12 protein-coding genes and 1 tRNA gene are annotated in these 11782 nt (G+C 69.8%); 3 read left to right on the forward strand and 10 right to left on the reverse strand.

Annotated features, from left to right (window positions below; all coding sequences use genetic code 11):
* Window positions 1-2: 2 nt before the first annotated feature.
* Entirely contained in the window at window positions 3-806 is an 804-nt protein-coding gene (locus ACZ5XS_RS30945) for an exodeoxyribonuclease III (RefSeq protein WP_468656849.1), read from the reverse strand.
* A 66-nt stretch (window positions 807-872) separates the two neighbouring features.
* On the opposite strand from ACZ5XS_RS30945, the gene ACZ5XS_RS30950 reads away from it, so the two are divergent.
* Complete coding sequence (locus tag ACZ5XS_RS30950; RefSeq protein WP_468656851.1) at window positions 873-1349, forward strand: GNAT family N-acetyltransferase; 477 nt, start codon at window positions 873-875, stop codon at window positions 1347-1349.
* 31 nt (window positions 1350-1380) lie between these two features.
* Here ACZ5XS_RS30950 and ACZ5XS_RS30955 read toward each other — a convergent pair whose 3' ends face one another.
* Entirely contained in the window at window positions 1381-1776 is a 396-nt protein-coding gene (locus tag ACZ5XS_RS30955; RefSeq protein WP_468656852.1) for a nuclear transport factor 2 family protein, read from the reverse strand.
* Between the two features lie 58 nt (window positions 1777-1834).
* Between ACZ5XS_RS30955 and ACZ5XS_RS30960 the strand changes: the two genes are divergently transcribed.
* Window positions 1835-2410 carry a PadR family transcriptional regulator gene (locus ACZ5XS_RS30960; RefSeq protein ID WP_468656854.1) on the forward strand — a complete coding sequence of 192 codons (576 nt, stop codon included), beginning with the start codon at window positions 1835-1837 and terminating at the stop codon, window positions 2408-2410.
* 108 nt (window positions 2411-2518) lie between these two features.
* Here the strand turns inward: ACZ5XS_RS30960 and ACZ5XS_RS30965 are convergent.
* The 7 genes from ACZ5XS_RS30965 to galU all read right to left on the reverse strand — a co-directional run bounded on the left by ACZ5XS_RS30965 (window position 2519) and on the right by galU (window position 8027).
* Window positions 2519-2592 (reverse strand) — tRNA-Ala (locus ACZ5XS_RS30965).
* A gap of 76 nt (window positions 2593-2668) precedes the next feature.
* A complete protein-coding gene (sepX, locus tag ACZ5XS_RS30970; RefSeq protein ID WP_468656856.1) occupies window positions 2669-3853 on the reverse strand; it encodes a divisome protein SepX/GlpR in 1185 nt (394 codons plus the stop codon).
* Window positions 3854-4037: 184 nt separating this feature from the next.
* Window positions 4038-4676, reverse strand: coding sequence for a GNAT family N-acetyltransferase (locus tag ACZ5XS_RS30975; protein ID WP_468656909.1), 639 nt, complete (start codon window positions 4674-4676; stop codon window positions 4038-4040).
* Complete coding sequence (locus ACZ5XS_RS30980) at window positions 4673-5179, reverse strand: MogA/MoaB family molybdenum cofactor biosynthesis protein (protein ID WP_468656858.1); 507 nt, start codon at window positions 5177-5179, stop codon at window positions 4673-4675. Before ACZ5XS_RS30980 ends, ACZ5XS_RS30975 begins: the two co-directional genes overlap by 4 nt.
* A complete protein-coding gene (moaC, locus tag ACZ5XS_RS30985; RefSeq protein ID WP_468656860.1) occupies window positions 5176-5688 on the reverse strand; it encodes a cyclic pyranopterin monophosphate synthase MoaC in 513 nt (170 codons plus the stop codon). The genes ACZ5XS_RS30980 and moaC overlap by 4 nt, the downstream gene beginning before the upstream one ends.
* Window positions 5689-5796: 108 nt before the next feature.
* Complete coding sequence (gene glp / locus ACZ5XS_RS30990; protein WP_468656862.1) at window positions 5797-7119, reverse strand: molybdotransferase-like divisome protein Glp; 1323 nt, start codon at window positions 7117-7119, stop codon at window positions 5797-5799.
* A gap of 5 nt (window positions 7120-7124) precedes the next feature.
* Window positions 7125-8027, reverse strand: a complete 903-nt coding sequence (galU, locus tag ACZ5XS_RS30995; protein ID WP_217243274.1) for a UTP--glucose-1-phosphate uridylyltransferase GalU — start codon at window positions 8025-8027, stop codon at window positions 7125-7127.
* A 92-nt stretch (window positions 8028-8119) separates the two neighbouring features.
* Here galU and ACZ5XS_RS31000 point away from each other — a divergent pair, with 92 nt between their 5' ends.
* Window positions 8120-8743: a 5-formyltetrahydrofolate cyclo-ligase gene (locus ACZ5XS_RS31000; protein ID WP_468656864.1), complete on the forward strand. Its 624-nt coding sequence runs from the start codon at window positions 8120-8122 to the stop codon at window positions 8741-8743.
* A gap of 69 nt (window positions 8744-8812) precedes the next feature.
* Here ACZ5XS_RS31000 and ACZ5XS_RS31005 read toward each other — a convergent pair whose 3' ends face one another.
* The gene (locus ACZ5XS_RS31005) at window positions 8813-11593 is read right to left on the reverse strand and encodes a penicillin acylase family protein (protein ID WP_468656866.1); all 2781 of its coding nucleotides are present in this window, start codon (window positions 11591-11593) and stop codon (window positions 8813-8815) included.
* Window positions 11594-11782: the final 189 nt, after the last annotated feature.

The following is an 11782-nucleotide window of genomic DNA, read 5'->3' on the forward strand; positions in this document are numbered from 1 at the left end:
GGCTAGAGGTCGTAGACGACGGTGACCGGCGCATGGTCGGACCACCGCTCGGCATGCGTGGCCGCGCGCTCCACGTACCCCTTGACCGCCTTGGCGGCGAGACCCGGCGTCGCGACGGCGAGGTCGATGCGCCATCCCGTGTCGTTGTCGAAGGCCCGCCCCCGGTACGACCACCACGTGTACGGGCCGTCGACGTCCGGGTGCAGTGCCCGCACGACGTCGACGTAGCCGCCCTCCGCCGGATCGAAGACCCGGCTCAGCCACTCCCGCTCCTCCGGCAGGAAGCCGGAACTCTTCTGGTTCGCCCGCCAGTTCTTGAGGTCGGCCTGCTGGTGGGCGATGTTCCAGTCGCCACAGACGACGACCTCCCGGCCGTCGGCGGCGGAGCGCTCGCGCAGGTCCTTCAGATGGGCGAGGAACTCGCCCATGAAGCGGACCTTCTCGTCCTGGCGCTCGGTGCCGACCTCGCCGGAGGGCAGGTAGAGGGAGGCGACGGTGACGCCGGGCAGGTCGGCCTCGACGTAGCGACCGCTGGTGTCGAACTCGGCCGAGCCGAAGCCGACCCGGACCCGGTCGGGCTCGCGGCGGGTGTAGAGGGAGACGCCGGCCCGGCCCTTCGCGGCGGCGGGCGCGTGCACGACGTGCCAGCCGTCGGGCGTGCGGACGTGCTCGGGCAGTTGCTGCGGTTCCGCGCGCACCTCCTGGAGGCAGAGCACGTCGGCGGAGGTCTCCGCGAGCCATTCCACGAAGCCCTTCTTCGCGGCGGCGCGCAGTCCGTTCACATTGGCGGAAGTCACAGTGAGCACCCCGGCACGATACCGGCACACTGGATCGAACCCCGACCAGGATTGGATCTACCTACGGTGACCAGCGTGAACATACGTCGCGTCTCTTTCGACCACCCCGACGCCGTGAAGCTCAACGACCAGGTGCAGGCCGAGTACCACCTGCGTTACGGCGACGGCGGAGACGCCACCCCTCTGGACCCCGCGGACTTCGACCCTCCGAACGGGGTCTACCTGATCGCGTACGACGAGGACGACTCCCCCGTCGCCACGGGTGGCTGGCGCGCCCAGGACACCAACGGCGAGGGCAACCTCGACGGCGACGCCGAGCTCAAGCGGATGTACGTCATCGACGCGATGCGCGGCCGCGGCCTCGCCCGCCGCATGCTGGCCGTCCTGGAGGAGGACGCCCGCACGGCCGGCCGCGCACGCATGGTCCTGGAGACCGGCACCGAGCAGCCCGAGGCCATCGCTCTCTACACGTCCAGCGGGTACGAGCCGTGCACCAAGTTCGGCTACTACCGGCACTTCGAGGAGAGCCGCTGCTTCGCCAAACCCCTGTAGCCGCCCGGCTCAGGGAGGTGCGCCGGTGCCGTCACTCCCGCCCGGCCGCCTCCCGGGCGATCCGCTCGAACTGCGCACCCATGGCGGCGGACAGGGCCTGCGCCGCCGACAGCGGGCGGACCATGACCATGAAGTCGTCGATCCTGCCGTCCTCGTCGACGTGCAGGAAGTCGCAGCCGGTGAGCTGCTTGCCGTCGACGGTCGCGGTGAAGACGAGGGCGTGGTCGCGCCCGTCGGGGTTCGCGATCTCCCGTACGTACGTGAAGTCCTCGAAGACCTGCGCCACGGCGCGCAGGATCGCGCTGGTGATCGCCTTGCCTTCGTACGGCTTGAAGACGACCGGGCTGGTGAAGACGACGTTCTCGGCCAGCAGGGCGGCCGCCGCGTCCATGTCACCGGCCTCGACGGCTTTCCGGAAGGGGTGCACGAGATCACCTCACATACTAAACGAGTTGAATAGGTGTGTTGCAGAGTAAGATCGGATCATGGCTTTGCGCAACGCCCTGATGGCCGCACTTCTGGAAGGCGAGGCGTCCGGGTACGACCTCGCGAAGGGGTTCGACGCCTCGGTGGCCAACTTCTGGACGGCCACCCCTCAGCAGCTCTACCGAGAGCTCGAGCGCATGGAGAGCGATGGCCTCATCTCGGCCCGCGTCGTCGAGCAGGAGCGTCGCCCCAACAAGCGGCTCTTCACGCTCACCGAGGCCGGACTGGAGGCCGTGCGCGCCTACACCGCCGAACTCCCCGGCAAGCCGACGGCGATCCGGGACGAGTTGCTGGTGAAGGTCCAGTGCGTCGACGCCGGCGACATCGAGGCCGTACGCGCCGGGATCGCCGAACGCATGGAGTGGGCCACGGCCAAACTGGATTCCTACGAACGCCTCCGCCGACGCCTGCTGGACGGACGCACCGAGGACGAGTACTTCGCCACCGCCGAGCGCGTCGGCCCCTACCTCACGCTGATGCGGGGCATGGCCTTCGAACGCGACAACCTCGAGTGGGGCAGGCTGGCTCTGCTGCGACTGGAACAGCGCGCCTCGGCCGCCAACGGGCGGTCCTGAGAGGGCGATTGCGATGGGCGAGGTGAAACACGAAGATCCCGCCCGATCGGTCAGATCGGACGGGATCTCGTCAACTGCCCCCGAGTCACCCCGGAACAGTCGTTGCGGTGGACCTGTGGGGATTTGAACCCCAGACCCCCTCGATGCGAACGAGGTGCGCTACCAGACTGCGCCACAGGCCCTTGCAACGAGTGAAACTCTAGCATCCCGGTCCGGGTGCTTGGAAATCCGTTCCCGGGCTGGTCACACCACCTCGGGTCACTCGTTCGCGGCACGCGGCCGGTCGCCGTCCTCGTACTGGTCGAAGAGCGGCGTGCGGCCACGCTCACGGGCGCGTCGGGCGGAGGCGGCGCGACGGGCGTCACTGCGATCGTCCGACGCCGGCTTGTCCTCCTCGTCGGCGGCCTCCTCCTCCGCCTGGCCGTCCCGCTCGTCCGGCCGCGCCTCCTGCTCGGGCGTGGCGGCACTGGACCGCGCGGAGCTCCACGCGTCAGGCGCCCCGAGGTCCACGTCGGAGGTGGCCCGCGGAGCGACCGGGGCGGTCACGTACGTCGGCAGCGGCACCGGCACCGGGTCCCAGCTGTCGCCGTGACCGGGCCGCTGCTGGCGCTCGCGCTGCTGGTCCACCCACTCCGCGTGGTCGGTCTGCTCGACGAGCGCACGCCGGTCCGCGGCCAGCGCCGACAGCCCGGGGTCCAGCTCGGACGCGGGCCCTCGGTCCGGCTCCTCGGCGTCGGCGCCCGTGTCGACGGACGCGCGCCTGCGCGGCTGGCGTGTCCGCTCACGCAGTCGCTGTGCGGCGACCTCGGCACGGCGACGGTCCATCTGGTACGCGAAACGCCGGCGCTCCTGGGAGCGCAGGTAGGCGATGTACGCGCTGAGCAGCACGGCGGGAACACCGGGCGCCCAGAGGAAGGTGAGCCCGCCGACCGCGGCGACGATCGCGCCGAGCGAGAAGGCGATGAACAACATGACGGTCGTACGCCGACGGCGCGCGAGCACCTTCGTGCGCCGGGCGCGCGCGGCGGCCGCTTCCTCCGCGGGCGTGCGCCGGGCGACCGGCACCCGCTTCCGCGCGGGCGCACTCGCCTTCTCGCGCGCCGGTTCGCGCGCCTGTTCCGACCGGGCCGGCGCCTGCTCCTGGACCGCGGCCTGCGCCTGCGGACGGGCCGGAGGCATGGCGAAGGCCCGGACGTCCACCGAATCGGTGACCGCGCCCGGGTCCGCGGCGCTGGACTCCTCCTCTTCGGTGGAGCGCGCCCGCAGGTCCTTGGCGTATCGGCGCTCCATGCCCGCCCGTCCGGACAGCAACCGGATGGCCGTGCTGAAGCGTTCCGTCGGACGGGCCTCGTTCAGCTCGTCCTGCCTACGGAGCCACATCGGCACCAAGTAGGCGGCCCAGGCCCCGACAATGACTGCGTAGATGAGGCCGCTGCTGCTCACGCCTCACACGGTAGAGGGGTTTGCGTGAGGCCATCTGCCAATTACGCCGGTGTGTCGCACGATCTGGCTGATATTTCGAGCTTTTTTTGTGACCGATGCGATCAACAGGCCACCGAGGTAGCGAATTCCCTGCCCCGAGACGGTCATCCGCCGATCATTTTCGAACACATATTCAATTTCCGCGTTATGCGGGATTGTCGTGCGGGGTGCTCCTGGATCGTGCCCGCTGCCAGCGCCTGAGCAAACCGTCGGGCACCTCCTCCGCGGTGAGTGCGAACACGAGGTGGTCGCGCCAGGCGCCGTCGATGTGGAGATAGCGCGGTCTCAGGCCCTCCTCGCGGAATCCGAGTTTCTCCACGACCCGGCGGCTGGGCCCGTTCTCGGGGCGAATGCAGACCTCGATGCGGTGCAGGCCCACGGTCCGGAAACAGTGGTCCACGACGAGCGCTACGGATGTCGGCATCACTCCGCGGCCGGCCACCGACTCGTCGACCCAGTAGCCGACATGGCCCGAGCACATCGAGCCCCAGGTGATTCCGGCGACCGTCAGCTGCCCGACCAGCCGGCCCTGGTACTCGATGACGAACGGCAGCATGCGGCCCGCGTTCGCCTCGGCCCGCAGATGCCGGACCATCTGGCGGTAGGTCGGCCGGTGCGCGATGGGCCCGCTGGGCGTGGGCGGCGGAATCGTCGCCTCCCAGGGCCGCAGCCAGTCCCGGTTGCGCCGGTTGACCTCGCGCCACGGCCGCTGGTCGCGCATTCTTATCGGCCGGAGGACGACATCGCCGTCCGCCAGTACGACGGGCCAGGATGGGCTGTTCAGCTCGCACCCCCACTACCGGCGGCGGGTCTGGGGTGGTCGCCGCCGCGCAGCTGGTCGACGGCGTGCGCCAACAGGGGCTCCAGGACGGCCAGTCCGTCCCGCACCCCGCCGGTGGAGCCCGGCAGATTGACGATCAGCGTGCGCCCCGCCACTCCGGCCAGCCCCCGGGAGAGCACCGCCGTCGGCACCTTCTCCCGTCCGAACGCCCTGATCGCCTCCGCGATGCCCGGCACCTCGTGGTCGATCACCCGGCGCGTCGCCTCGGGGGTCCGGTCGGTGGGCGAGATGCCGGTGCCGCCGGTGGTGACGATGACGTCGTATCCGGCGTCCACCCCGGCGCGCAGGGCGGCCTCCACCGGCTCCCCGTCGGGGACGACCTGCGGCCCCTCGACGGCGAAGCCGAAGCCCTTGAGGCCGTCGGCGATCAGCGGGCCGCCCTTGTCCTCGTAGATCCCGGCGGCGGCCCGGTTGGAGGCGGTGATGACGAGAGCGCGATACGTCATGCCCGGCTCCAGTCGCCCGACTTGCCGCCCGTCTTCTCTTCGACCCTGACGTCCGTGATGACCGCTCCCTTGTCGACCGCCTTGACCATGTCGATCACGGTGAGCGCGGCGACGGAGACCGCGGTGAGGGCTTCCATCTCGACGCCCGTGCGGTCCGTCGTCTTCACCGTGGCCAAGATCTCCACGGCGTCGTCCGCGACCCTCAGATCCAGTTTCACACCGGACACCGACAAGGGGTGACACAACGGGATGAGGTCGGGGGTGCGCTTGGCCCCCATGATGCCCGCGATCCGCGCGGTGGCCAGGGCGTCTCCCTTGGGGACGCCCTCGCCGCGCAGCAGCTCGACCACGCGGGAGGAGACCAGGACCCGGCCGCTGGCGCTGGCGGTGCGCGCGGTCACGTCCTTGCCGGACACGTCGACCATGCGGGCCGCGCCCGCCTCGTCGATGTGGGTCAGACGGTCCTGCACAGAGGGTCCGGGGGTCTCCCCCCGGGAAGGCACTGTCATGCTGTGTCGCGCTCCCGGTCCGGGCCCGGCGCGATGCGGCGCGTGAGCCTGTTGTGCGCGACACGGTACCGCCAAGTTGAACCCTTGAGCGGCGCGGACCCCCGCTGCTCAGCCGAGGAGGACGACCTCGATCTCGGCGCCGGGCTCCACGGACTCCACGTCCTCGGGGACGACGATCAGCGCGTCGGCGTGCGCGAGGGCCGCGACCAGGTGCGATCCGGCACCGCCGACCGGGGTGACCGCACCGTCGGCGTACGTCCCGCGCAGGAACTGCCGGCGGCCCTTCGGCGAGGTCAGCGCCTTGTGGGTGGTGAGCGTCGCGCGGGTCCGCGGCCGGTGGACGTCCGGGAGGCCCATCAGGGCGCGGATCGCGGGGCGCACGAACAGCTCGAAGGAGACGTACGACGACACGGGGTTGCCGGGCAGGGCCAGCAGCGGTGTGTGGTCGGGGCCGATGGAGCCGAATCCCTGGGGCTTGCCGGGCTGCATGGCGAGTTTGCGGAACTCGATGCCGCTGCCGGCCTCGTCCTCGTCGCCGACGTGCGACAGCGCCTCCTTGACGACGTCGTACGCCCCGACGCTCACACCTCCGGTGGTGACCATGAGGTCGGCGCGGACGAGCTGGTCCTCGATGGTGGACCGCAGGGTCTCGGCGTCGTCGGCGACGGCGCCCACCCGGTAGGCGATGGCGCCTGCGTCGATCGCGGCGGCGGTGAGGGCGAAGCTGTTGGAGTCGTGGATCTGGCCGCTGCCGAGTTCCTGGCCGGGCTGGACGAGCTCACTGCCGGTGGACATGACGACCACGCGCGGGCGCGGCCGGACGCGTACGGTGGCGCGGCCGATCGCGGCGAGCAGGGCGATCTGGGGCGGGCCGAGGACGGTGCCCGACTCCAGGGCGCGGTCCCCTGCCTTCACGTCACTGCCCTTGGCGCGCACGTGCGCGCGGGCCTCGGCCGGCCGGTACACGTGCACGTGCCCCTCGGCGCCGTCGGGGGCCTGGACGCGGGCTCGCATCCCGGTCACGGGGCCCTCGCCGAGGCCGCCGTCCGTCCACTCGACGGGGACGACGGTCTCGGCGCCTGGCGGCAGCGGGGCGCCGGTCATGATGCGGGCGGCCTGGCCGGGTCCCACGTGCAGCAGGTCGGCCTGGCCGGCCGCGACGTCCCCGACGACGTCCAGGACGGCGGGGTACTCCTCGCTCGCGCCCGCGACATCCGTGACCCGCACCGCGTACCCGTCCATGGAGCTGTTGTCGAACGGCGGCAGGGACACCGGCACCGTGATGTCCTCGACCAGGACGCAGCCCTGGGCGTCGAGGAGTTGCAGCTCGATGGGTTCCAGGGGGCGGACGGTCGCGAGGATGTCCTCCAGGTGCTCGTCCACCGACCACAGCTGGTCGTGGCCGGTGGTGCGGGGTGCGGCGCTGCTCAACGTCGTTACATCTCCTCGGCTACGTAACTGCGAAGCCAGGTCCGGAAGTCCGGGCCCAGGTCTTCACGTTCGCACGCGAGTCTGACAATGGCACGCAGGTAGTCGCCACGGTCGCCGGTGTCATAGCGGCGGCCCTTGAAGACGACGCCGTGCACCGGGCCGCCGACCTTCTCGTCCTCGGCGAGCTGCTGGAGGGCGTCGGTGAGCTGGATCTCGCCGCCGCGGCCGGGCTCGGTCTTGCGGAGTATGTCGAAGATGTGCGGGTCGAGGACGTAGCGGCCGATGACCGCGTAGTTGGACGGGGCGTCGGCCGGGTCGGGCTTCTCGACCAGGCCGGTCACCTGGACGACGTCGCTGTCCTCGGTGACCTCGACGGCCGCACAGCCGTAGAGGTGAATCTGTTCGGGGGCGACCTCCATGAGCGCGATGACGCTGCCGCCGCGCTGCTCCTGGACCTCGACCATCCGCTTGAGCAGCGGGTCGCGCGGGTCGATCAGGTCGTCGCCGAGGAGGACGGCGAAGGGCTCGTGGCCGACGTGCGGGGCGGCGCACAGCACGGCGTGACCGAGGCCCTTGGGGTCGCCCTGACGGACGTAGTGCATGGTGGCGAGGTCGCTGGACTCCTGCACCTTCGCGAGCCGGTCCGCGTCGCCCTTCTTCTGAAGGGCCGATTCCAGCTCGTAGTTGCGGTCGAAGTGGTCCTCGAGGGGACGCTTGTTGCGTCCCGTGATCATGAGGACGTCGTCGAGGCCCGCGGAGGCGGCCTCCTCGACCACGTACTGGATCGCGGGCTTGTCGACGACCGGCAGCATCTCTTTGGGGGTGGCCTTGGTGGCCGGCAGGAAGCGGGTGCCGAGGCCTGCTGCGGGGATGACAGCCTTGCTGATCCGAGGGTGCGACTGAGTCATGTCCGCAACCTTATCCGGTGTCTTTGCTGGGAATCTGAGGCTCCGGTTAATTGGTTCTCATATGAGCGGATTGAAAGGATACAGAGCAACCTATGAGTCACATCGGACGTCCGGGTGAGCCTGACAAGCGCATGTTGCGGCGAGAAATCCTCGCGGTGAGGAACACGTTGACGGCCGATGACGTGCGGGAAGCCGCCGGCGCGCTGGCCGGGAGGGCGTTGGAGCTGCCCGAGCTGGCGCGGGCGCGCACGGTGGCGGCGTACGTCTCCGTGGGGAGTGAACCCGGGACGCTCACACTCCTGGACGCGCTGCGCACGCGGGGCGTGCGGGTCCTGCTTCCGGCGCTCCTGCCCGACAACGACCTGGACTGGGGCGCCTACACCGGCGAGGGCTCCCTCGTGCGCGTCCAACACGGCGGAAAGATGGCCCTCTTCGAGCCGGCCGCCGAGCGCCTGGGCGCGGACGCCGTGACCGCCGCCGACGCCGTGCTGCTGCCGGGCCTCGCGGTGGACGCGCACGGTATGCGTCTGGGGCGCGGCGGAGGGTCGTACGACCGGGTCCTCGCGCGCCTGGAGCGCGCGGGCGCACACCCCGCGCTGGTGGTGCTGCTGTACGACTCGGAGGTCGTGGAGCGCGTGCCGTCACAGACGCACGACCGGCCGGTGCACGCGGTGGTGACGCCGTCGGGCGTGCGCCGCTTCCAGCCCGGGCACTGAACGCGAACCGGCCCTCCACGCGCGCGTGGAGGGCCGGTTCGACGGCGTGCCGTCAGTGCCGTTGGTGGGTCACGGCTTGAGTTCCAGGGTGTCGCTCGTGCTGTCGTCGACCGCCTTGGCCGAGAAGGACCAGTCCAGCAGTTCGCCCTTGACCCACTTGCCCGTCTGGTCGGTGTAGTGGGCGCTGTAGGCGTGCCCGGAGGCACCGGTGAGGTTGATCCACTTCGACTTGTCGAGGTCGCCGAGGTTGACCACCATCCGCATCGACGGCACCCAGACGACGCCGTAGCCGCCGGCCGCGTTCCAGCCGGTCGCGTTGACCGCCGCCTCGCCGCCGCTGAGCTTCCAGGGGCCGCGGTTGAGCATGTACTGCAGGAAACCGGGGCCCTCGGTGCCGAGCGTCTGGTTCTTCAGGAACAGGCGGTGCAGCCGGCCCCAGCTCCAGGTGTCGATGTCCTTGCCGAGCTTGGCGGTCAGTTCCCAGCGGGCGTCGATCATGGCGCGCTCGAACAGCTTGTCGCGGTTCTTGAGGGCGCCCTCCCGGTTGCCCGAACCGGGCGTCGTCCACCAGTCGCTCTTCTCGTCGTTCATGAGGTTGCGGACCACCTCGAACCAGCGGTCGCCGCCGTCCGGCTGCGCCTGGTCGGCGTCGCGCTGGCCGCACTCGATCACCTTGCCGGCCTCGTCGGCGGGGCCGGTGGTGCTGATCTGGTCGACCCACAGGCACTGGCCCTTGACCCGCAGCTCCTTGGGCAGCTTGTTGCCGAAGGCGAGCTTGAGGATGTTGCGCCAGACCGAGTTGAAGTAGGCGGCCGCGGCCGAGTCGGCGTCCTGGGTGTAGTCCCAGCCCTCGAGGAGTTCCTGCGCCTCACGGACGTGGGGGTCGTCGAGGTTGATCTTCAACAGCTTGGGCACGAGCAGCTTGGCGATCTCGCTGCTGTTGTCCAGCTGCATCTGGCGCATGTCGTCGGTGGAGATCTTGCCGCCGCCCTTGATCTTCGACTCGATCAGGTCGGTGATGCGCTGGCTTCGGGTGCCGTAGCCCCAGTCCGTGGTGAGCGTGTAGGGGTACTTGTCCTGGTCGATCACGGCCTGGTTGGCGGTGACGATGTAGCCGCGCTCCGGGTTGTACTCGTAGGGCAGCTCGTCCTGCTTGATGTAGCCGGTCCACTTGTACTTCGAGTCCCAGCCCGGCGCCGGGATGGAGCCGTCGTCGCCCTCCGCGCGCGTGGGGATCCTGCCGGGCAGGGTGTAGCCGATGTTGTCATCGGTGTCGGCGTACACGAGGTTCTGCGAGGGCACGTCGAACAGGGCGGCGGCCTTGCGGAAGCTGTTCCAGTCGGTCGCCTTGCCCATCGCGAAGACGGCGTCCATGGAGGTGCCCGGGTCCAGCGCGGTCCAGCGCAGCGCGATGCCGTAGCCGTCGCCGCGGTCGGGTGCGGAGGTGTCGACCGTGGCCTTCTTGCCGACCTTCACGAGCTCGTCGTCACGGTCGGACAGCAGGGGCCCGTTGTCGGTCTCCCGGACGACGATCTTCTTGGCGGCGCCGCCGGCGACCTTGATGGTCTCCTCGCGCGTGGTGAAGGGCTTCACCTTGCCGTCGTACAGATAGCCGTCGCCGGAGAGCTTCTCCAGGTAGAGGTCGGTGACGTCGACGCCGGAGTTGGTCATGCCCCAGGAGATGTCCTGGTTGTGACCGATTATCACGCCGGGCATGCCCGCGAAGGTGTAGCCGCTGACGTCGTACTGGCAGGTCGCGGAGACGGTCCGGCAGTGCAGGCCCATCTGGTACCAGACGGACGGCAGCGAGGCGGACAGGTGCGGGTCGTTGGCCATGAGCGGCTTGCCGGTGATGGTGTACTTCCCGGCCACGACCCAGGAGTTCGAGCCGATGCCGTTGCCGTTCACGCCGACGGCCGTCGGGACGTCGTCCAGGATGTTCTGGAGGCCCGTGAGCTGGCTCTGCAGGGCGGAGCCGGCCGTGGAGGACGAGGTGCCCGTCCCGGTGCCGCCGGTGCCGCTGGCGCCGCTCGTGGACGTTCCACCGTCGGACGTGCCGCCGGCGCCCTCGAAGGTTCCCGTGAGCTCGTCGTACTGGCCCTGCTGGACGATCGTCCGGTTCCGGCTGTACGGGTACTCGGGGTACAGGTCGGCGATCTGCTTCGGGCCGAGGCGGCTGGTCATCAGGGCGCGGTCGATCTCGTCCTGCATGTTGCCGCGCAGGTCCCAGGCCATGGCCTTCAGCCACGCGACCGAGTCGACCGGGGTCCACGCCCCGGGCTTGTAGTCGTTCTCGAAGCCGAGGGCCGCGTACTCCAGGGAGATGTCCTTGCCGTCCTTGCCCTGGAGGTAGGCGTTGACCCCCTTGGCGTAGGCCTGGAGGTACTTTTTCGTGGAGGCCGACAGTGTCTTGTCGTACTCCTCCTTCGCGACCCGGTCCCAGCCCAGGGTGCGCAGGAACTCGTCGTTCTTGACCTGGCCCTTGCCGAACATCTCCGACAGGCGCCCGGAGGTCATGTGACGGCGTACGTCCATCTCGTAGAAGCGGTCCTGCGCCTGGACGTAGCCCTGCGCCATGAACAGGTCCGCGTCGGAGGAGGCGTAGATCTGCGGGATGCCGTAGCCGTCGCGCTTGACCTCGACGGGACCCGACAGGCCCTTGAGTGTGAGGGAACCCTGCGTCTGCGGGAAGGAGGCACGGACGGTGCTGATCGACCAGTACGCCCCGTAGGCGACGCCCCCGATGATGGCCAGCACCAGCACGAGGACGAACAAGCGGGCTTTGCGCCCCTTCTTCCTGCCGGACTTGCCGGGCTGCTGACCCGAAGAGGCGGTGGTGTTGGGGGGCATCGCTGTCCTTGCTGTCCTAACGCGAGCGGCAGGGCGGGCTGTGCTTTTGACTGAGCGCTGGAGCAACCATAGGCGCAGGGCCCAGCGCCCCTTGACGCGGAGTCGGGAACCAGAACGGGCATACGTTCGATCACACCTCGCGGAGAGTCAAGAAATCGTCAAGAGTTAGGTAAGGTAACGAAGTACTTG

Source organism: Streptomyces sp. NPDC033131, from assembly GCF_055578365.1.